This window comes from Candidatus Methylomirabilota bacterium (genome assembly GCA_036001065.1).
GTDB lineage: Bacteria > Methylomirabilota > Methylomirabilia > Rokubacteriales > CSP1-6 > MNEF01.
Window position 1 is genome coordinate 1 of the sequence record DASYUQ010000162.1, and the last position, 20,561, is coordinate 20,561.

18 protein-coding genes are annotated in these 20,561 nt (G+C 71.3%); all 18 read left to right on the forward strand.

The annotated features are described in order from the left end of the window. Positions 1-1,016: ABC transporter permease (locus VGV13_15580; protein ID HEV8642512.1), on the forward strand; the 1,016-nt coding region annotated here is incomplete at its 5' end. Continuing rightward, entirely contained in the window at positions 1,013-1,708 is a 696-nt protein-coding gene (locus VGV13_15585) for an ABC transporter ATP-binding protein (protein HEV8642513.1), read from the forward strand. The genes VGV13_15580 and VGV13_15585, both read left to right, overlap by 4 nt. Before the next feature lie 182 nt (positions 1,709-1,890). After that, positions 1,891-4,338, forward strand: a complete 2,448-nt coding sequence (locus VGV13_15590) for an ATP-dependent Clp protease ATP-binding subunit (protein ID HEV8642514.1) — start codon at positions 1,891-1,893, stop codon at positions 4,336-4,338. 47 nt (positions 4,339-4,385) lie between these two features. Next, positions 4,386-6,620, forward strand: a complete 2,235-nt coding sequence (gene bamA / locus VGV13_15595) for an outer membrane protein assembly factor BamA (protein HEV8642515.1) — start codon at positions 4,386-4,388, stop codon at positions 6,618-6,620. A gap of 9 nt (positions 6,621-6,629) precedes the next feature. Next, positions 6,630-7,187 carry an OmpH family outer membrane protein gene (locus tag VGV13_15600; protein ID HEV8642516.1) on the forward strand — a complete coding sequence of 186 codons (558 nt, stop codon included), beginning with the start codon at positions 6,630-6,632 and terminating at the stop codon, positions 7,185-7,187. 5 nt (positions 7,188-7,192) lie between these two features. Then, complete coding sequence (gene lpxD, locus VGV13_15605; protein HEV8642517.1) at positions 7,193-8,266, forward strand: UDP-3-O-(3-hydroxymyristoyl)glucosamine N-acyltransferase; 1,074 nt, start codon at positions 7,193-7,195, stop codon at positions 8,264-8,266. Then, positions 8,253-9,110: an acyl-ACP--UDP-N-acetylglucosamine O-acyltransferase gene (gene lpxA, locus VGV13_15610; GenBank protein HEV8642518.1), complete on the forward strand. Its 858-nt coding sequence runs from the start codon at positions 8,253-8,255 to the stop codon at positions 9,108-9,110. The genes lpxD and lpxA overlap by 14 nt, the downstream gene beginning before the upstream one ends. Continuing rightward, positions 9,110-10,135 (forward strand): Gfo/Idh/MocA family oxidoreductase, encoded by a 1,026-nt coding sequence (locus VGV13_15615; GenBank protein HEV8642519.1) that lies wholly within the window; start codon positions 9,110-9,112, stop codon positions 10,133-10,135. Before lpxA ends, VGV13_15615 begins: the two co-directional genes overlap by 1 nt. Further along, a complete protein-coding gene (gene lpxI, locus VGV13_15620; protein ID HEV8642520.1) occupies positions 10,114-10,923 on the forward strand; it encodes a UDP-2,3-diacylglucosamine diphosphatase LpxI in 810 nt (269 codons plus the stop codon). The genes VGV13_15615 and lpxI overlap by 22 nt, the downstream gene beginning before the upstream one ends. A gap of 22 nt (positions 10,924-10,945) precedes the next feature. Continuing rightward, positions 10,946-12,073 (forward strand): lipid-A-disaccharide synthase, encoded by a 1,128-nt coding sequence (gene lpxB / locus VGV13_15625; protein ID HEV8642521.1) that lies wholly within the window; start codon positions 10,946-10,948, stop codon positions 12,071-12,073. Continuing rightward, a complete protein-coding gene (locus VGV13_15630) occupies positions 12,070-12,726 on the forward strand; it encodes a lysophospholipid acyltransferase family protein (protein HEV8642522.1) in 657 nt (218 codons plus the stop codon). Before lpxB ends, VGV13_15630 begins: the two co-directional genes overlap by 4 nt. Continuing rightward, positions 12,723-14,003, forward strand: a complete 1,281-nt coding sequence (locus VGV13_15635) for a 3-deoxy-D-manno-octulosonic acid transferase (GenBank protein ID HEV8642523.1) — start codon at positions 12,723-12,725, stop codon at positions 14,001-14,003. The genes VGV13_15630 and VGV13_15635 overlap by 4 nt, the downstream gene beginning before the upstream one ends. Further along, complete coding sequence (gene lpxK, locus VGV13_15640) at positions 14,000-15,094, forward strand: tetraacyldisaccharide 4'-kinase (GenBank protein ID HEV8642524.1); 1,095 nt, start codon at positions 14,000-14,002, stop codon at positions 15,092-15,094. Before VGV13_15635 ends, lpxK begins: the two co-directional genes overlap by 4 nt. 38 nt (positions 15,095-15,132) lie before the next feature. After that, on the forward strand, positions 15,133-16,083 hold the full coding sequence (locus tag VGV13_15645; protein ID HEV8642525.1) for a glycosyltransferase family 9 protein: 951 nt from the start codon (positions 15,133-15,135) through the stop codon (positions 16,081-16,083). After that, complete coding sequence (locus VGV13_15650) at positions 16,083-17,195, forward strand: glycosyltransferase family 4 protein (GenBank protein HEV8642526.1); 1,113 nt, start codon at positions 16,083-16,085, stop codon at positions 17,193-17,195. Before VGV13_15645 ends, VGV13_15650 begins: the two co-directional genes overlap by 1 nt. Beyond that, positions 17,192-18,301, forward strand: coding sequence for a glycosyltransferase family 4 protein (locus tag VGV13_15655; GenBank protein HEV8642527.1), 1,110 nt, complete (start codon positions 17,192-17,194; stop codon positions 18,299-18,301). The genes VGV13_15650 and VGV13_15655 overlap by 4 nt, the downstream gene beginning before the upstream one ends. Continuing rightward, complete coding sequence (locus VGV13_15660) at positions 18,298-19,425, forward strand: glycosyltransferase (protein ID HEV8642528.1); 1,128 nt, start codon at positions 18,298-18,300, stop codon at positions 19,423-19,425. The genes VGV13_15655 and VGV13_15660 overlap by 4 nt, the downstream gene beginning before the upstream one ends. Beyond that, positions 19,422-20,540, forward strand: coding sequence for a glycosyltransferase family 4 protein (locus VGV13_15665; protein HEV8642529.1), 1,119 nt, complete (start codon positions 19,422-19,424; stop codon positions 20,538-20,540). Before VGV13_15660 ends, VGV13_15665 begins: the two co-directional genes overlap by 4 nt. Positions 20,541-20,561 lie beyond the last annotated feature (21 nt).

Below are 20,561 nucleotides of genomic sequence, written 5' to 3' on the forward strand. Positions count from 1 at the left end.
CGGGCGGCGCCGGGCTCGCGGACCCGGGCGCGGTCGTCGCGCGGATCGCGGCGATCCCAGGCGTCCGCTCGGCGACGCCCTTCGTCCACCAGCAGGCGCTCTTCACCACGCCGGGCGGCGGCTCCCACGGCGGTCTCGTTCGCGGCATCGATCTCCGCACGCCGGCCGTGGTCCAGGACATTCGCTCGCAGCTCCGCAGCGGGACCCTCGAGCCCGTCGAGCGCGGCGAGCCGGCGATCCTGCTCGGGCGTGAGCTCGCCCGGGCGCTCGGCGTCCTGCCGGGCGACACGGTGACGGTGATCTCGCCGAAGGGCGCGCTGACGGCCGTCGGCATGGTGCCGAAGATGCGCCGGTACACCGTCGCGGGGACCTTCGAGGTCGGTATGTACGAGTTCGACGCCTCGTTCGCCTACCTCGCGCTGCCGGTGGCGCAGGAGTTCGCCGGGCTCGCGGGCGTCACGGGCATCGAGGTCAAGCTCGCCGACGCGTTCGACGCCAAGCGCGTGGGGCGCGCGGTCGTCGCCGCGCTCGGGTTCCCGTACTGGGTCCGCGACTGGATGGACATGAACCGGAGCCTCTTCGCCGCGCTCCAGCTCGAGAAGCTCGCGCTGTTCGTGATCGTGACGATCATCGTCCTCGTGGCGGCGTTCGCCATCATCGGCCACCTCGTCCTGCTCGTCGCGGAGAAGCGCAAGGAGATCGGGGTCCTCAAGGCCATCGGCGCCTCGCGGCAGTCCGTCACCGCGACGTTCTTCGCCGTGGGGATGGCGATCGGCGTCGCGGGCACGGTCGCCGGCAGCGTCGTTGGTCTCCTGATCATCTGGGTGCAGAACACCTACAAGGTGATTCGCCTCGCCAGCGACGTCTACCAGATCGACTACCTGCCGATGAAGCTGACGCTGTCGGACGGGCTCATGGTGGTCGGCGCGACGCTCTTCCTCTCGTTTCTCGCGACGATCATCCCGGCGCGTCGGGCGGGCGCGCTCGAGCCGGTGGACGTCCTGAGGTACGAGTGAGCGAGCCGCTCCTGGTCGCCGAGGAGCTGGAGAAGGAGTATCGGACGGGCCCCGAAGTTGTGCGCGTCCTTCGGGGTGCGAGCCTCGTCGTGCGACCGGGCGAGATCGTCGCGCTCGTGGGCGCGTCGGGCGTCGGCAAGTCCACGCTCCTCCACCTCCTCGGCGCGCTCGACCGGCCCACGGCGGGCCGCGTCCTCTTCCGTGGCGAGGACCTGTTCGCACGCGGCGAGGCGGGGCTTGCCCACTACCGGCGAGAGGACGTCGGCTTCGTCTTCCAGTTTTACAACCTGCTCGGCGAGCTGTCCGCGCTCGAGAACGCCATGATCCCGGCGCTCCTCCTGCGGAAGCCCTCCGCCCAGGCGCGGGAGTTGGCCGCGGCCGCGCTCGCCGAGGTCGGCCTGGCCGACCGGCTGCGCCATTACCCGGGCGAGCTGTCGGGCGGCGAGCAGCAGCGCGTTGCGATCGCGCGGGCCCTCACGAATGGCCCCAGACTGGTTCTCGCCGACGAGCCCACGGGCAATCTAGACCCGAAGACGAGCGAGGTCATCTACGACCTGTTCCTCAGGCTCCAGGTCGAGCGCGGCATCGCCTTCCTCGTCGCGACCCACAATCCCGACCTGGCGCAGAAGGCCGAGCGGGGATACCGGCTCGTCGAGGGGCGGGCCCGGGAGATCGACGCGGGTGCCGGCTGAGCACGGTGACGGCCGGGCCGCTCCGGGGCGAGAAGACGCGCGACGTTTCGCGCAGTTACTCGCGCGTGGAGAAAAAGGCTAGCCGGGGTGTTGCCTGCTGGGCTATACTGCAGTCAGTCACTAACTAGGCGTCGCCGAAAGAGAATTCCGTCCCGGCGACTCGGGAAGGGGTGGTCAAGCCAGTGTTTGAACGATTCACCGAGCGGGCGCGACGGGTCATCATTCTGGCACGTGAGGAAGCGGGCCGTTTCCGTCACGATTTCGTCGGCACAGAGCACGTTCTCCTCGGCCTGATTCGCGACGGCGAGGGGATCGCGACCGCCGTCCTCCAACGTCTGGGCCTCCGGCTCGAGACGGTGAAGGCGGAGGTCGAGCGGGCCTTGGCCGGCTTCCCCAAGACGCTCACGTTCGGTGAAGTGCCCTTCACGCCGCAGGCCAAGCGCGTCCTCGAACTCTCGATCGAAGAGGCCCGCCAGCTCGGCCACAACTACATCGGCACCGAGCACCTCCTCCTCGGCCTGATGAAGGAAGGCCAGTCGATCGCCGCGAAGATTCTCGAGTCGCTCGGTGCGCGTCTGGACGAGGTCCGGCAGGAGACGCTCGCGCTCCTCGGCGACCAGTACTACCCGCGGCCCAAGAAGCGGTCGCAGACGCCCGTCCTCGACGAGTTTGCCCGTGACCTCACGCAGCTGGCCCGCGAGGGTAAGCTGGATCCGGTCATCGGGCGTGAGCAGGAGATCGAGCGCGTCATCCAGATCCTGGCCCGGCGCACGAAGAACAACCCGGTGCTGATCGGCGAGCCGGGCGTGGGCAAGACGGCCATCGTCGAGGGCCTCGCTCAGAAGATCGTCAACCACGACGTGCCCGACGTGCTCGTGAACAAGCGGCTGCTCCAGCTCGACCTGGGCGCGCTGGTCGCCGGCACCAAGTACCGGGGCCAGTTCGAAGAGCGCCTCAAGGCGGTGATGAAGGAGATCCGCCAGTCGGAGAACGTCGTCCTGTTCCTCGACGAGCTGCACACGCTCATCGGTGCCGGCGCCGCCGAAGGGGCGATTGACGCCTCGAACATGCTCAAACCAGCGCTGTCGCGCGGCGAGATCCAGACGATTGGCGCGACGACGCTCGACGAGTACCGCAAGTACATCGAGAAGGACGGCGCCCTGGAGCGCCGCTTCCAGCCCGTCCTCGTGAAGGCGCCGTCGGTGCCGGAGGCGATCGAGATCATCCGGGGCCTGCGCCACAAGTACGAGGCGCACCACCGCGTCAAGATCACGGAGCAAGCCATCACGGCGGCCGTCAATCTCGCCGATCGCTACATCACGGACCGTCAACTTCCGGACAAAGCGATCGACGTCATCGACGAGGCGTCTTCGAGGACGCGGCTCATGGCGTTGACGCCGCCGCCCGAGGTGAAGGAGATCGAGAAGGAGCTGGAGCGGGTGATCCGCGAGAAGGACATGTACCTGGAGGCCCAGGAGTTCGAGAAGGCTGCCTCGCTCCGCGAAAAGGAGAAGATCCTCCGCCATCGCGAGGAGGAGCTGAAGCGGGAGTGGGAGAAGAACAAGGGCAAGGGCAAGCAGCTGGTCGAGGAAGAGGACATCGAGTTCATCGTCTCCCGCTGGACGGGCATCCCGCTGGCCAAGCTCGAGGAGAAGGAGTCCGCGAAGCTGGCGCGCATGGAGGAGGCGCTGCACGGGCGGATCATCGGCCAGGCCGCCGCCGTGGCCGCCGTGTCCCGGGCCATCCGGCGCTCGCGGGCGGGCCTCAAGGACGCCAAGCGGCCGGTGGGCTCGTTCATCTTCCTGGGCCCGACCGGCGTCGGCAAGACGGAGCTGGCCCGGGCGCTGGCCGAGTACCTTTTCGGTGACGAGAACGCGCTGGTCCGCGTCGACATGTCGGAGTACATGGAGAAGTTCTCCGTCTCGCGCCTGCTGGGGGCGCCGCCCGGCTACGTCGGCTACGAGGAGGGCGGGTTCCTGACTGAGAAGGTGCGGCGGCGCCCGTACTCGGTGGTGCTCTTTGACGAGATCGAAAAGGCCCACCCGGACGTCTTCAACATGCTGCTCCAGGTATTGGACGACGGCCGGCTGACGGACTCGCTCGGGCACGTCGTCGATTTCAAGAACACGATCCTGATCATGACGTCGAATCTCGGCACCGGCCTGATCGGCAAGCGCGTGTCGCCGGGCTTCCTCCAGGAGTCAGACGAGCAGTCGTACGAGAAGATGAAGGACCGCGTGATGGAGGAGCTCAAGCGGACGTTCCGCCCGGAGTTCCTCAACCGGGTTGACGAGATCGTGGTCTTCCACGCCTTGACCGCGGAGCACATCAAGGCGATCATCCGGTTGATGATCCGGCGCATCAACAAGCAGCTTTCGGACAGGGGCATCGAGCTGGTCCTGACGCCGGCCGCGGAGGACATGCTGGTCGAGAAGGGGTACGACGCCACCTACGGAGCCCGACAGCTCAGGCGGACCATCCAGAAGCACATCGAGGACCCCCTGGCGGAGGCGATCGTCCGCGGTCAGATTCCGGAGAGCGCGCGGATCGAGGTGGACGTCGAAGGGGGTAACTTCGTCTTCCGCGAGGCCCAGGCCGCCGACGCGCCTCTCGAGCTTGCAGAACACTAGTCAAAAGTTCGCGCGAGCCTGAGCGGCCGGTGAGGATCAGGGGGAGAGTGCGCCTCTCCATTTTTTTTGCGTGCGTGGCCCTGTTCGTTCCCACCGGGCGGGCGCCGGCGCAGCAGCGTTCCATCCTCGTGAAAGAGATCGGCGTCGAGGGCAACCGCCGGGTCCAGGAGGCGGTGATTCTCGGCCGGGTCCAGACCAAGATCGGCTCGCCTTTCAACCCCTCCCAGCTCAGCGAAGACCTCCGGTCGATCTTCGGCCTCGGCTTCTTCGACGACGTCCAGCTCAAGGTCGAGGACTTTGAGGGAGGCGTCAGGGTGATCTTCGTCGTCGTCGAGCGCCCTTTCGTGCGCGACGTCGACTTCGTGGGGAATAAGAAGGTCACGACGAGCGAATTACAAGATAAGATCGACATCAAGCTCGGCAGCGTCTACAACCCCGTCGATGTCCAGAAGGCCAAGGAAAGGCTGACCGAGTTCTACGAGCAAGAGGGGTACTTCGAAGTGCAGATCACGCCGGAGGTGGAGAAGTTCACCGACGGCGACGTGCGGGTGGTCTTCAGCATCAACGAGGGGCGGCGGATCACCATCGACCGCATCGTGATCCACGGCAACAAGGGCCTCACCGACCGCGAGATCAAGAAGGCGCTGGTGACGCGGGAGCGCGAGTACTTCATCTTTCGGGCCAAGCTCCAGCGCCAGAGGCTCGACGAGGACGTCGAACGCATCCTGGCCCTCTACAACGATCACGGCTATGTCCAGGCGCGGGTCGACGGATACGACATCGCCGTCGATCGGGAGAAGGCGCGGGTGACGCTCACGTTCAACGTGGTGGAGGGCCTCCAGTACCGGGTGGGCGAGATCACGATCACCGGGGTGACGCTCTTCCCGGAAAGCGAGGTGCGTCGCCTGGTCACGCTCGCGCCCGGCGACGTCTACTCCCGGACCAAGCTGCGCGACAGCATCCGGCAGATCACCGACCTCTACAGCACCATCGGCCGGGCCTCGGCGGACATCACTCCCAAGACGGACCAGATCCAGGCCACGGCCAAGGTGAATATCTTCCTCGAGATCAGCGAGGGCCCCGAGGTCTACGTGGAGCGCATCAACATCAGCGGGAACCTCCGCTCGCAGGACAAGATTCTGCGGCGGGAGGTCCCGATGGCCGAGGGTGATCTGTTCACGCTGCAGAAGCTGCAGCGGGCGCGCCAGCGCCTGCTGAACCTGGGATACTTCGAGAACGTCGACGTGAACGCCCAGCCCGGCTCCGACAAGACCCGGATCATCGTCAACATCGAGGTCACCGAGCGGCCGACCGGCATCTTCAGCATCGGCGGCGGCTACTCCTCGGTCGACAGCTTCATCGGCACCATCGACCTGTCGCAGCGCAACTTCCTGGGGCGCGGCTGGGAAGCGGCGATCCGCATCCGGGCGGGAGCCAACACCCAGCAGGGCATCATCAGCTTCACCGAGCCCTGGCTCTTCGACCGGCCATTGTCGGCGGGCTTCGATATCTTCAACACCGTCCGCGAGTTCATCGAGTACGACTACGACACGCTGGGCGGCGGCCTGCGGCTGAGCCATCCGTTCGCGGAGTACTGGCGCTGGCACACGGGCTATCGCATCAGCCGCGACATCATCAGCCACCTCCGGGACGAGTCGGACCCGACGCTCCGCGACGAGGAGGGCACCCGGGTGACGTCGCTCGTTTCCGGGGCGCTGACGCGGGAGAGCCGCGACAGCGTCATCGCCCCCACCCGGGGCGGACAGGTATCGCTGAACGTGGACTTCGCCGGGCTTGGCGGCGACTCGAAGTTCGTGAAGACGGTGGCGTCCACCAGCTACTTCCACCCGATCTGGCTCGGTCACGTCCTTTCCGGACGAGCCGAGGCCGGCTACGGGTTCGGCTGGGCGGACGAGCCGCTACCGATCTTCGAGCGGTTCTACCTCGGCGGCCCCAACAGCATCCGGGGCTTCAAGTTCCGGAGGGTCTCGCCGACCGACGACACGGGGCTGAGGATCGGCGGCACCAGCGAGCTGCTCGGCAATCTGGAATATATCATCCCGTTGCCGTTCAACATCCGCATCGCGGGCTTCTTCGACATCGGCAACGTTTACGGGTTCAACACGAAGTTCGATCCGACCGATCTGCGAACGGCGGCCGGGGCGGGGATCCGCTGGCTGTCTCCGTTCGGTCCGATCCGAATCGACTACGGTGTCAACCTCGATCGACGGAAGGGCGAGGACTTCGGCGCGCTGCACTTCTCGGTCGGGTCACCGTTCTAGGAGGGTGGCATGAAGGGAGTAGGGGCCGGGGCCGTCATCGGTGCGGGCGCTCTCACCTTGGGGGCTCTGGGGTGGGCGCAGGCTCCGGCGCAGCCGGTATCGTCGCCGAAGATCGTGTACATCGACGTCTCGCGCGTGCTCGCCCGCTCGGCGGCCGGCGTGGCGGCGCGGGAGCAGCTCGAGAAGGAGAAGGCGGTGATGCAGAAGGAGATGGACGTCAAACGCCTGGAGATCGACAAGCTCCGCGACGAGCTGGACAAGAAGAGCGCCCTGCTGACCGGCGAGGCTCGCCGCGAGAAGGAGGAGACGCTCGAGCGCAAGCGGCGCGATGCCACCCGACTGGCCGACGACTTCCAGCGCGAGCTGGCGCGGAAGGAGCAACAGCTCGCCGCCCGGGTCCTGCAGGATCTCTCCGGCGTCATCGACCGCATCGGCAAGGAGAGGGGATACTACATGATCGTGGAGCGGCGGGGCGCCGGCGTGCTCTACAGCGCCCCCGAGGCCGACCTCACCGAGGAGATCATCCGCGCCTACGACCAGGAGTCGGCGCCGAAGGGGAAGAAGTAACCGCGATGGGAGAAGGGGTCGGCCTCACACTGGGCCAGATCGCCGCGGCGCTGGGAGCCACGCTCGAAGGAGATCCCTCCCGCATCGTCATCGGAGTGGCGCCGCTGGATTCCGCGGGTCCGACGCACATCTCGTTCCTGACCGATCCGCGCTATGGCCAGGCGGCGCGCGCCTCGCGGGCGGGCGCCTTCATCGCCCCTGCCGACGTCACCGGCCTGCCGGCGCCGACGCTCCGCTGTCAGTCCCCGCGGCTGGCCCTGGTGGACCTCCTTGCGCTCTTCCATCCGCCCGCCGCGGTGGTGCCCGGCGTCCACCCGTCCGCGATCGTCGCCCCCGGCGCCCGGGTGGCGCCGACCGCGTCCGTGGGGGCGCTCGCGGTCGTGGAGTCGGGCGCCCTGATCGGCCCCGGCGTGCGGCTTCATCCGCTGGTGTACGTCGGCGCCGGCGCCGAGATCGGCGAGGCCTCGGTCCTCTATCCGCACGTCGTCGTCCGGGAGGGGGTGCGGGTGGGCCGCCGCGTGGTGGTGCACCCGGGCGCGGTGATCGGCGCCGACGGATTCGGGTACGCCTTCGACGGCACGCGCCACCGGAAGATCCCGCAGGTGGGAGGGGTGCGGATCGAGGACGACGTGGAGATCGGCGCCAACACGACGATCGACCGGGCGACGCTCGGCGAGACCGTGGTCGGCCAGGGCACGAAGATCGACAATTTGGTGCAGGTCGGTCATAACGTCGAGATCGGCGAGCATTCGCTTCTGATCGCCCAGGTCGGGATCTCCGGATCCAGCCGCCTGGGACGGGGAGTGACGCTGGCCGGCCAAGTGGGCGTGGCCGATCACGTCACCATCGGCGACGGCGCCATGGTCGGCGCCCAGTCGGGAGTGCACGCGGACATCGCCGCCGGCGAGAAGGTCCTCGGCACGCCGGTGCGGCCGCTGACGCAGAGTAAGCGCATCTATCTGGCCGAGGGGCAGCTCCCGGACCTGGTACGCCGGATGCGCACGCTCGAGCGTCGCCTGGCACGGATCGAGGCTCGCCTGGGCGGCCCGGCCGCTGGAGAGACGGATGACGACGCCTGAGACCATCCATCCGACGGCGCTCGTGGATCCGAAGGCCACGCTCGGCGCGGGCGTGCGCGTCGGCGCGTTTTCGATCATCGGGCCGGAGGTGACTCTCGGCGCCGGAGTGGAGATCGGGCACCACGTGGTGCTCGAGGGACGCGTGGTCCTGGAGCCGCGGGTCAAGGTGGGCCACGGCGCCGTGATCGGCGGCGAGCCGCAAGACGTGAAGTTCAAACCGGGAACGCCGTCGGGGGTGAGGATTGGCGCGGAGACGGTCGTCCGGGAGTACGTCACCATTCACCGGGCGACGCAGCCGGAGGGCTGGACGGAGATCGGCACCCGCTGCCTCATCATGGCGCTCAGCCACATCGCGCACGACTGCCGAGTGGGCCACGGCGTCATCATCATCAACTACGCAGGCATCACCGGCCACTGCCAGATCGGCGACCACGCGACGATCGGCGGCTACACGGGTATCGTCCCCTTCGTGCGGGTGGGCGCCTACGCGTACATGGGCGGGTGCGGCAAGATCACCGCCGACCTGCCGCCCTTCATGCTCGCCGACGGCACGCCGGCGACGGTGCGCGGCGTGAACGTCATCGGCCTCCGCCGGGCCGGCATTGCCGCGCCCGACCGGCGCGCGCTGCAGGAGGCGTACCGCCTCCTCTACCGGGCCGGTCTCAGCCCCGGTAAGGCGCTCGAGCGCATTCGCGCCGAGCTGCCCGCCAATCCACTGGTGGAGCAGTTGATCCAGTTCGTGGCGTCGTCGCGGCGGGGCATCTGCCCTCCGCCCGGCGGCTGGCGCGACTCGGCCGCCGGCGGGGACGCCACCGAGGACGCCGAGCGTGAGAGGGTGATCTGATGGCTGGATCGGGGCGCATTCGCGCGGGCGTGGTCGGCGTCGGGCACATGGGCCAGTACCACGCCCGGGTGTACGCGGAACTGTGGGACGTCGACCTGGTGGGGGTCACCGACATCGACGGCGACCGGGCGGCCGAGGTCGCCCGGCACTACGACACGCTGGCCTTCACCGACCATCGCGACCTCATCGGCCGGGTCGACGTCGTCAGCGTCTCGGTGCCCACCGAGCAGCACTTCCACGTCGCCCGGGACCTGCTGGAGGCGGGCGTTGGCGTGCTCGTCGAGAAGCCGATGACGCCCACGCTCGAGGAGGCCCGCGAGCTGTTCGCCGTCGCGCGCGGCGCGGGGGCCGCCCTCCAGGTCGGCCATGTGGAGCGGTTCAACGGCGCCGTCCAGGAGCTGCGGAAGATCGTCGAGTACCCCATCCTGGTCGAGTCGCGGCGCCTGGGGCCATTCGTTCCGCGCGCCCAGAAGGACACCGTGGTGATGGATCTCATGATCCACGACCTCGACATCGTGCTGGCCCTGGTGCCGGGCCGCCCGCTCCGGCTCACGGCGTTCGGCGCCTCCGTACACTCGGACGTCACCGACGTCGCCAACGTGCAGCTCTGGTTCGAGAGCGGCACGATCGCCACCATCACCGCGAGCCGGGCCACCGAGGAGAAGATCCGCACGCTGGCCATCACCCAGCCCGATGCCTACATCGTGCTCGACTACCTCGTGCAGGACATCCAGATCCACCGGCGCGCCGCGCAAGAAGCCACCCCGAACCGCGAGGCGATCCGTTACCGGCAGGCCTCCTTCGTCGAGCACCTGTTCGTGCACAAGGACAACCCCCTCAAGCTCGAGATCGTGCACCTGATCCGGACCGTGCAGCGCATGCGCGCCGGCGAGCCGGTCGATCTGGCCGAGGCCGAGGACCTCCGCTCGCTGGCGATGGCGCTCGAGATCGAGCGCATGATCCGCGACGGCCGCTGCGAGACCGTCTTTCCTCCGGACTGGCCGTGGAGCGCGGTCTCGGCCTGATGTGCGGCGCCGGCGTCCTGCCGGCGCTCATCGCGGGCCGGGCACGGCGTCAGGGATGGCGCCTGGTGGCCTTCACGTTCCCCGGCGCCCCCGACATGAGCGGGCAGGCCGACCGCACCATCCCCAGTCGCTTCACCGATGCCGGCCCCATCCTGGAGTCCTTTCAGGAAGAGGGCGTGTCGGCCGCGGTCCTGTGCGGCAAGTTCGCGATGCGCGACGTGCTCCGGGCGGAGGCCGAGGACGCCGTCGCCCGCGAGATGGCCGCCCGCGCGGGGTCGCGTATCGACGTGAAGCTCGTGGAGATCGTCATCTCCACCTTCGCGTCGGTGGGGGTGGAGGTGCTCGACCAGCGGACGTTCCTCGCCGACCTGCTCGCCACCACCGGCTGCTGGTCGCGCCGGCGGCCGACCGGCGAGGAGTGGGACGAGATTCGCCGCGGGCTCGGGCTGGCGCGCATGATGGCCGACGCCCGGATCGGGCAAACGGTCGTGCTGCGCCGTGGCGCGGTCACTGCCGTCGAGGCGGCCGAGGGCACCACCGAGGCGGTCCGTCGCGGCACCGCGCTCGGGGGGCCGGGGGCGGTGATCGTCAAGGCGGCGGCGCGCGACCATGATTACCGGTTCGACACTCCGGTGATCGGCGAGGAGACCGTCGCGGTGGCGGCGGCCGGGCGGGCCGCGGTGCTCGCCGTGGAGGCGGGCCGCGTGCTCGTTCTCGACAGGGAGGCCACGGCCCGTGCCGCCGACGCGGCCGGCCTGGCGCTCGTGGGGATGGATGACGCGAGTTGAGTGGCCGCAGGAGCTGCGAATCATGCTCGTGGCCGGGGAGGCGTCGGGGGATCTGCACGGCGCTGCCCTCTGCCGCGCGCTGAAGATGCAGGCGCCCGGGGCGCGCCTTTTCGGGATGGGGGGCAGCCGAATGGCCACGGCCGGGATGCAGCTGCTGGCTGACATCGGCGACACGGCGATCGTGGGCATCAGCGAAGTCGTCCGTCGTCTGCCCGCCCTGCGCCGGACCTATCGCCGCCTGGTCTCGGCGATCCTCAGCGAGCGGCCGGCCGTGCTCGTCCTGATCGACTACCCGGGGATGAACCTGCGCCTGGCGGCCACCGCGCGCGCGGCCGGCGTTCCCGTCGTGTACTTCATTCCTCCGCAGATCTGGGCCTGGCGGCCGGGACGGGTGAAGACCATTCGACGATACGTGGCGCTCGTGCTCGCCGTCTTTCCCTTCGAGCGCGCGCTCTATCGGAGCGCCGGGGTGGCCGCGGAGTTCGTGGGCCACCCGGTGCTGGACGCGCTGGCGGCGGCGCCCGAGCGGAGCGCTGCCCGCCGCGAGCTGGGCGTGGAGGAGGGCGCCCTGCTCATCGGCCTGTTGCCGGGCAGTCGCGGCCAGGAGATCGAGCGCATGACCCCGCTGCTGCGGGACGCGGCGGCGCGGATCGCCGCCGTCCACCCCCGGGCGCGCTTCATGCTGGGCCTGGCCCCCACGGTCCGCCGGGACGCCGTGGAGGGACATCTGAACGCGCGCCCGCCGATCCAGGTGGTCGCCGACCGGACCTACGCCGTGATGCGCGCGGCCGACCTGTTGCTCGTCACGTCGGGCACGGCGACCCTCGAGGCCGCGCTGCTGGGCACGCCGATGGTCGTGTGCTACCGCGTGTCCCTCTTGAGCGAGCTGATCGGCCGTTTGATGGTGCGCGTTCCGTGGATCAGCCTGGCCAACATCGTGCTCGGGCGCGCCGTCGTGCCCGAGCTGTACCAGCGGCGGGACGCCACGGCCGCCCGCGTCGCCCGCGAAGCGCTGGCCCTGCTGGACACACCGGAGGCCCTGGAGGCCCAGCGTCAGGCGTTCGGCGAGCTCAGCGAGCAGCTCGGCCGGCCGGGCGTCGGCGACCGCGCCGCCCGCCTGGTGCTCGCGGTGGCCGGAGCCCGGGCGTGAGCGTGGCGCCGGCGATGCTGGCAGCGGGGGCGGCGACGGTGGTCCGTGTCCTGGCCGCCACCACGCGCATCGCCGTGGCCGGGACCGAGCCGCTGGTCCCTCTCTGGACGGCGCGGCGCCCGCTGATCTACGCCGTCTGGCACGGACGCATCCTCATGATGCCCTGGGTGAACGCCTGGCTCCGCCGCCGGCAGGGCGCGCGGCGGGTCGCGGTCCTGGCCAGCCCGTCCCGCGACGGCGAGTTCGTCGCGCGGTACGTGCGCCGCTTCGGCCTCGACGTCGTGCGGGGCTCGTCGTCCCGCGGCGGCGCCGGCGCTCTGCGTCGACTCGTCGCCGCGGTGCGGGCGGGCGAGGACGTGGTGGTCGTTCCCGACGGCCCCCGCGGCCCGCGTCAGCAGCTGCAGGCCGGGATCGTCGCGCTGGCCTCGCTCACGGGCGCGCCCGTGGTGCCGATGGCCTTCGCGGCGCGGCCCGCCCGCCGTCTGGCCACCTGGGACGAGTTCGTCGTTCCGCTGCCCTTCGCGCGCTGCGCCGTCGTCTTCGGCGAGCCCATCGCGCTCTCCGGCGACGCCGATCGCGACCGCGCGCGCAAAGAGCTGGAGCGGGCGCTCAACGAAGTGACGGCGGCGGCCGATCGACGGGTGTCGGCGTGATCTACCCGCTCTACACCGCCGCCTTCGCGCTGCTGACCGCGGGGTATCTGCCGACGGCGCTCTATCGCCGGCTCGCGCGGGGCGTGCCGCTGAACCTCCGCGCCCGGCTGGGCTTCGACGGCCCGCCCCCCGCCAGCGGGCCCTCCGCCTGGGTGCACGCGGTCTCCGTCGGCGAGACGATCGCGGCCGAGCCGCTCGTCGATGGGCTGCGCCGGATGTACCCGGAGCTTCCGGTGGTCATGACCACGGTGACGGAGACGGGCGCGGGCGTCGTGCGGGAGCGTTTGGCCGGCCTGGCGACGCACCGCTTCTTTCCGCTCGATTTTCCGGGGGCGGTGCGGCGCGTGGTCGCGGCGATCAAGCCGGCGTTCCTCGTTTGCATGGAGACGGAGCTGTGGCCGAACACGCTCCGCATCGTCGCCCGGCGCGGCATTCCGGTGATGATCGCCAACGGGCGGCTCTCGGACCGCTCCTTCCGCGGCTACCGGCTGGCCGGCGGGCTGCTGCGCCCGATGCTGGACGATGTCCGCGTCTTCGCCATGCAGTCGGAGGAGGACGCCCGGCGCATGATCACGCTGGGGGCGCGCCGGGAGCGCGTCTTCGTCACCGGGAACATCAAGAGCGAACCGCGGCCGGACGCGGCCGGATCGGTGGAGCTGTGGCACCGGCTCCTCGGCCTCGGTAGCGGGCAGCGCGTCTGGATCGCCGGCAGCACCCATCGGGGCGAAGAGGAGGCGGTCTTGGAATCGCACCGCGCTGCGCGCGAGGAGTGCCGGGGCCTGGTGCTGGTCCTGGCACCCCGTCATCCCGAGCGCGTGCCGGAGGTGCTGAGCCTCCTGAGCGCACGCGGCTGGCCGGCGGTGCGCCGGAGCGAGCTGCCGCGCCAGCGCACGCGCGACGCGGTCATCGTGCTGGACACGGTGGGCGAGTTGGCCCAGCTCTACGCCATCGCCGACGTGGTTTTCACGGGCGGCAGCCTGGTCGAGGTCGGGGGCCACAACATGCTCGAGCCCGCCCTCCGGCGAAAGCCCGTGCTCTTCGGCCCGCACACCAGCAACTTCCGCGAGGCGGCCGGGCTGCTCGTCGAGAGCGGGGGCGGGATCGTGGTGCGCGACGGCGCCGAGCTGACCGCCCAGCTCAAGCGGCTCCTCGCCGATGCGCCGCTGCGGGCGAAGCTGGGCGCCGCCGCCGGCGAGGCGGTCGCCTCGCGCCACGGCGCCGTCCGGGCCACCCTGGAGCTGGTCGCGCGCTTCCTGCGGCCCGGAGACCCGACGTGAAGCGAGCGGACGCCGGCGGCCGGTTCACGCGCGGCTGGGAGCGCGGCTTCGGTCCGGGCCCCACGCTCCTGCTGGGCGCGCTCGCCGGCGGGTATCGCGGGTTTCTCGGCGCGCGCGAGTGGCTGTATGCGCGCGGCGTCCTGAGCTCACGCGCGCTGCCCTGCGCCGTCGTCTCGGTAGGCAATCTGACGGTCGGAGGGACCGGCAAGACGCCCGCCGTGGAGCGGGCGGTCCAGACGCTGGCCGACCTCGGCCATCGGCCCGCGGTCGTGAGCCGCGGCTACCGGCGGCAGAGCAGCGGGGTGCAGATCGTCGCCGATACCAGCTCGATCAGGCTCGACCCCGAGGACGCGGGCGACGAGCCGTTCCTGCTGGCGCGCCGGTTGCCCGGAGTGCCAGTGGTGGTGGGCGGGAATCGTCACGATGCCGCGCGCCTGGCCATCCAGCGCTTCGCGGTGACGGCGGTCGTTCTCGACGACGGCTTCCAGCATCGGACCCTGAGGAAGGACCTGGAGATCGTCATGGCCCGCGCGCGGAGCCCCTGGGGCAACGGCCTGCTGCTCCCCGGCGGACCGCTGCGCGAGCCGCTGTCGGCGCTGGCCAAGGCGGACCTCATCGTGGCCACCGGCGCCCGCGGCGCCAGCGATCTGGCCGAGATCGAGGCCACGACGGCGCAGCACGCCCCCGGCGTGCCCGTGCTCGCGGCCCACTACGCCGCGGTCGAGTGCTGGGAGGCCGACCGAATGCGGATGCGCGCGTTGTCCGAGCTCGCCGGCACCCGCCTGCTCGCCTTCGCCGGCATTGCCTCGCCCGAGGCCTTCGAGCTGACGCTCAGGGGCCTGGAGATCGGCGTCGTCGAGATGGCCACGTTCCCCGATCACCACTGGTACTCACCGGAGGATCTCCGGGCCCTGGAGGCCCGGAGCGTGGCTCTGCGCGCCGAGGGGCTCGTGACCACCGAGAAAGACTGGGTGCGGCTCCGGCGATTGCCGTTGCCGAAGCGGCCCCTCTACGTGATCAGCGTCCGGCTGGAGCTCTCCACCGGTCACGGCGAGTGGCAGAAGGCGTTCGAGCGCTTATGCCCGAGATAGTGATCGTTCGGCTTCCGAACTGGCTCGGCGACACTGTCATGGCAGTGCCGGCGCTTCGCTCCCTGCGCAGCGGGCTGCCGGGCGCCCGCGTCGGGCTCGCCGGCCCCTGGGCGTCGCTCCTGGCCGGGCAAGGTCTGGCCGACCTGCTGGTCACGTATCCCCGCCCGTGGGGCGGCCGCCTGCGGACGGCGGACGCCGTGCGCGACTTCGCCCCCCACACGGCGGTGCTCCTGCCAAACTCCCTGGAGGCCGCGCTGGCAGCGTGGTACTGGCGGGCGCGGCGCCGGATCGGGTTCGCCGCCGGAGGCCGGTCGTGGCTGCTCACGGATGCGGTGGCGCTGCCGTCGCCGCGGCAGCACCAGGTGGACGAATATCTGTTGCTGATTGAGCGCCTCGGGATCGCTCCGGTGGCCCGGCAGCCCCGCCTCAGCCCTCCGGGCGAAGAGACCGAGGCGCGCGGGATGGTCCGCGCGCTGCTCCGCGAGGTCGGCGCGGCGACGACGAACGGGGGACCGCGGCCGCGGGTCGGCGTCCACGTCGGCGCGGCGTTCGGACCGTCGAAGCTCTGGCCCGCCGAGCGGATCGCGGAATTCTGCCGCGTCGTGCGCGCCGATGGCGGCATCCCGGTGCTGCTCGGCACGCGCGAGGACCTGCCGCTGGCAGCGGCCATCATGGCGGCCGCTCCGGCGGCGAGCCTCGTCGGCCGCGACAATCCCGCCTTGCTGCCGGCCGTCCTCGCCGAGATCGACGCCCTCGTCTGCGGCGACACGGGCGTGGGCCATCTGGCGGCGGCGCTCGGCACGCCGGTGGTGACGCTCTTCGGACCGACCGACCCGCGCCTCACGGCGCCCCAGGGCCGCGTCGAGATCCTGAGCCATCCCACGCCGTGCTCCCCGTGCTTCTATCGCGCCTGCCCCATCGAGCATCCGTGTCTGGCCTCCATCACCGCTGTCGAGGCCGCCGCGCGGCTGCGGCGGCTCCTGGGCTGATGGGCCTCACGGTTCTGCACCTGGCGGCCAACCGCTGGTGGACGGGCAGCGCCGATCCGGTCATCCGGCTGGCCGGCGGGCTTCGCCGGCGGGGCCACCGCATCCTGCTGGGAGTGATCCCAGGCGATCGCTTCGAGGCGAAGGCGCGCGAGGCCGGCCTCGATCCCATCCCCGGTCTGTATCTGCGGACGCGCTTGGCGCCCGCGGCGTTCGCCGGCGACGTGCGACGGCTTCGCGCCATCGTGAGGGCCGAAGGGGTGGACGTCATCCACTGCCATCATTCGCACGATCACTGGCTCGCGCTGCTGGTCCGCGGGGCCCGCGACAGGCGCCCCCTTCCGCTGGTGCGGACGTTCCACAACTTCCGCTCGGTCCGGCGCGACCGCGTCTCCGCGTGGCTCTACCGGCGTACGGTCGCGCTCTTCGCGGTCTCGCGCCAGATCGAGGCGCGGTGCCGGGCGGCGGGCATCCCGCCCGGGCGCACGTTCTGGATTCCGGGCGCCGCGGATCTGCCCCGCTTCGGCGGCGACGCCGACCCGGCGCCCATCCGCCAGGAGTTCGGGCTGGGGCGGGCGCCCGTGATCGTCTCGGTGTCGCGGCTGGCACCCAATCGCGGACACGAGGTGCTGCTCTCCGCGTTCCGACTGCTGCTCGGCACGCTGCCCGAGGCGCGGCTGCTGCTGGTGGGCAAGGGCGAGACTCGCCCGCGGCTCGAGCAGCTCGTCGGCGACATGGGGCTGGCCGCCCGCGTCGTCTTCACCGGTTACCGCGATCGCGATCTGCCCGCCGTGCTCGCCGCCGGAGACTGCTTCGCCCTGATGGCGGCGGGATCGGACGAATCCTGCCGAGCGGCGCTGGAGGCGATGGCTGCCGCCCGCCCCGTCGTCGCCCGCCATGTCGGCGCGCTGCCCGAGACCGTGGTTCACGGCGAGACGGGCCTGCTGGTCAACGACGATCGGCCCGAGAGCGTCGCCGCCGCGCTCGCCACGATCCTCGGCGATCCCGCCCGGGGGCGCGCCATGGGGCTGGCCGGCCGGCGTCGGGCAGAAACCCAGTTCAGCCCGGAGCGCTCGGTGGCGACCGTGGAAGCGGTGTACCGGACGGTCGTATGAGGATCCTTCATCTGATGTCGTGCCGGGGCTGGTCGTCAGACGCGTACTGGGCTGCGCGCGTCAGCCGCGAGCTGGCGCGCCGCGGCCACGAGGTGACGCTCGCGTGCCGGGCGCAGACCGAGGTGCCCGTCATGGAGCGCGCGAGGCAGGAAGGCGTCGAGCGCATCGCCACGCTCGGCCTGGGCGGCGGCCTCAAGCCGACCGACGTCGCCGATCTGCGCCGCCTGCGGGCCTGGCTGGCGACGACCGACGTGGTGCACGTACACCGGGGCAAGGAGCACTGGCTGGCGGCGGTGGCGAACCGCCTGAGCGCCACGCCGCGACCGATCGTGCGAACGCGCCACATCTCCCAGGCCGTGAGACCGCACCGGGCCAACCGGTGGCTCTATCGCCGGGCGACGGCACTGGTCGTCACCGTGACCGAGGCGATTCGCCGGCAGTACCTCGCCTCGGGGCTGCTGCCGGCGGAGCGCGTGGTGACGCTCGCAGGCGGTGCAGATGCGGAACGATTTCGACCGCTCACCGCCGACCCAGAGGTGCGGCGCCGCCTCGGCGCGCGCAGCGACGAGCTGCTGGTCGGCATGATCGGTGGGCTGCGCATCATGAAGGGCCATCGGGTGGTCGTCGAGGCGGCGGGGCGCCTGGCCGGGGCAGGGCTCCGCCCGCGCTTCGTCGTCGTCGGCCGCGGAACCGAGGAGGGCGCGATTCGCGAGATGCTGGAGCGCTCCGGGCTCAGCGGGCAATTCACGCTCACGGGCTTCGTGGACGACCTGCCCGCGGTGATCGCGGCGCTGGATGTCGCGCTCTACGTCCCGCTCGAATCCGACGGCATGTCGCGCGTCGTCTGGGAGTATCTGGCGGCCGGGCGGGCGCTGATCGCGTCGCGGGTGGGCGCCGTCGCCGAGGCCCTGGTGGACGACGAGCATGCCCTGCTGGTCCCCGCCGGGGACGGCGAGGCGCTCGCGACGGCGCTGAGGCGCCTCGGTCAGGATGCGACGCTCCGCCACAAGCTGGCCCAGGCGGGCCGGCGGCTGGTCCTGGAGCGTTACTCGGGCGCCCGCGTCGCCGCCGCCCTGGAGGAGCATTACCGCCGGCTCATCTCGTGAAGATCTCCATCCTGGCGTTCGATCTCTCGGACAACGCCGCCGGCCGGGCCGAGCTGCTGGCCCGGCTGCTCACACCCCGGTACGAGGTCGCCGTGGTCGGACCCCGGTTCGGTCAGGGGCTCTGGCCGCCGCTGGCGAGCAGCCCGATCGAGTACCACAGCCTGCCGGCGCGCCGCTTGCCCCGCTTCTTGGCCGATCTGCCCGCTCTCCTCCGGCTCGCCGACGGCGACATCATCTACGCCTCGAAGCCGCGGCCGACGAGCTACGGCCTGGCACTCCTGGCGCGACGGCAGCGACGGCGGCCGCTCGTCCTCGACATCGACGACTGGGAGCTCGGCTTCTTCTATCGCGCGGGATTCTGGGGGCGGGTGGGCCGCGCTCTGAACCTCGGCAACCCCAACGGCCTGCCCTGGACGTGGCTGTGCGAGAGGCTGGTGGGGGCGGCCGACGCTGTCACCGTCGCCTCGCGGTTTCTGGAACGCCGGTTCGGCGGCCTGCTGGTCCCGCACGTGCGCGACACCGGGGCCTGGGATCCCGCCCGCTTCGACCCCGACGTCGCTCGCGCGAGGCTGGGCGTGAGGCGACGCCCCGTGGTGATGTTCCTGGGCACGCCGCGCGCCTACAAGGGCGTGGACGATCTCGTCGACGCCGTCGGCCTGCTCGGGGGCGACGCGGTGCTGGTGCTGATCGGCGTGAAGCCCGCGACGCCGGCCGCGCGGCGGTGGGCCTCGCGCCCGTTCGTGAGGATCGTCGGCGAGATTCCCTTCGACGACGTGCCCCGCTACCTCGTCGCCGCCGATGTCGTCGCGGTGCCCCAGCGCGCCACCACGGATACCGTGGGGCAGGTGCCCGCCAAGCTCTTCGACGCCATGGCCCTGGGCCGGCCGATCGTGGCCACGGCCGTCTCGATGATCCCGGAGATCCTGGACGGTTGCGGCCTCGTCGTGGCGGCCGGCGACGTTCGCGCGCTCGCGGCGGCGCTCCGGCGGCTGCTGGACGACCGGAATGCGGCGGCCGCCCTGGGGCGGCGGGCCCGCCAGCGCTGCGTGGCCGAGTACAGCTTCACCGCGGCCCGCGCGCGGCTCTACCCGCTGATGGAGAGATTCGCGGCCGCCGTCCGATGAGGCTCCTCATCATCGCCCGGCCGTTCGTGTTCCACGGTGGCGTCGAGCATGCGACCGCCGGCCTGGTGCAGGCCCTCGTCGAGCACGGTTACGACGTCCACCTGGCGAGCCCGCCCGGGCAGCCGCCGATGCGGGGCGCGACACTTCACCGGCTGTCCCTCCCGCCGTTACCAGCGGTCGGCCGGGTGCTGGCCCTGGCAGCGGCCGCGCGCCGTCTCGTCGCGCGCGGCGGCTGGGACGTGGTGCAGAGCCACGAGCGCACGCTCTGCCAGCAGATCTACCGGGCCGGGGAAGGATGCCACCGCGCCTACCTGGCGAGCCGTGACCGCCCGGCGGCGCGCGGGCTCTACCATCGCGTCGTGCTCGCGCTCGAGCGCCGTGTCTTCGAGCGTACCCCGCGCATCGTCGCCATCGCGCGCGCCGGAAAGCGCGAGATCGAGACGCTCTACCACGTCCACCCGGGGCGCGTTTCTGTCGTCTACAACGGCGTGGACCTGGAGCGCTTTCACCCGCGCAAGCGTGCGGCGCTGCGTCCGGCCGCCCGGGCGGAGGCGGGGATTCCCACCCAGGCCTGGGCCGTGCTCTTCGTGGGCAGCGGGTTCGAGCGGAAGGGGCTCGCGGCGGCCATCGAGGCCCTCGCCGCGCTCGGCGATCGAGCGAGCCGCCTGCTCGTCGTGGGCAAGGGCGACACCGCCCCCTACGGCGCGCTCGCCGCGCGGCTGGGGGTGGCCGAGCGCGTGATCTGGCTGGGGCCACGCCCCGACATCGAGCGGTGGTATGCGGCGGCCGACGTCTGCGTCCTCCCGACGCGGTACGAGCCGTTCGGCAACGTCCACCTGGAGGCCCTGGCCTCCGGGCTCGCCGTCGTCACCAGCGCTCTGGCGGGGGGCAGCGAGGTCGTGCGGCCGGGCGTCAACGGCGCCGTCACCGACCCCCGCGACCCCCGCGACATCGCGGCGGCGTTGCAGGCGGTGCGCGACCTCACGCCGTCTCGCGCTGCCGAGATGGCGGCAGCGGCCCGCGCCTCGGCGGAGCCCTTCACCTACGCCGCTCAGGTCGCGGCCCTGGGGCGGCTCTACGCGGAGTGCGTCGCGGGGAAGGCCAATTTGTCTTGAGAAAACCGGGGCTTGGCCTTA

What these genes read in the sequence shown, in the direction of transcription:
- VGV13_15600 (HEV8642516.1), top strand. Translation starts at nt 6,630, where the DNA reads ATGAAGGGAGTAGGGGCCGGGGCCGTCATCGGTGCGGGCGCTCTCACC.
- lpxB (HEV8642521.1), top strand. Translation starts at nt 10,946, where the DNA reads ATGCTCGTGGCCGGGGAGGCGTCGGGGGATCTGCACGGCGCTGCCCTC.
- lpxD (HEV8642517.1), top strand. Translation starts at nt 7,193, where the DNA reads ATGGGAGAAGGGGTCGGCCTCACACTGGGCCAGATCGCCGCGGCGCTG.
- VGV13_15665 (HEV8642529.1), top strand. Translation starts at nt 19,422, where the DNA reads ATGAGGCTCCTCATCATCGCCCGGCCGTTCGTGTTCCACGGTGGCGTC.
- VGV13_15645 (HEV8642525.1), top strand. Translation starts at nt 15,133, where the DNA reads ATGGCAGTGCCGGCGCTTCGCTCCCTGCGCAGCGGGCTGCCGGGCGCC.
- VGV13_15655 (HEV8642527.1), top strand. Translation starts at nt 17,192, where the DNA reads ATGAGGATCCTTCATCTGATGTCGTGCCGGGGCTGGTCGTCAGACGCG.
- VGV13_15615 (HEV8642519.1), top strand. Translation starts at nt 9,110, where the DNA reads ATGGCTGGATCGGGGCGCATTCGCGCGGGCGTGGTCGGCGTCGGGCAC.
- VGV13_15650 (HEV8642526.1), top strand. Translation starts at nt 16,083, where the DNA reads ATGGGCCTCACGGTTCTGCACCTGGCGGCCAACCGCTGGTGGACGGGC.
- lpxA (HEV8642518.1), top strand. Translation starts at nt 8,253, where the DNA reads ATGACGACGCCTGAGACCATCCATCCGACGGCGCTCGTGGATCCGAAG.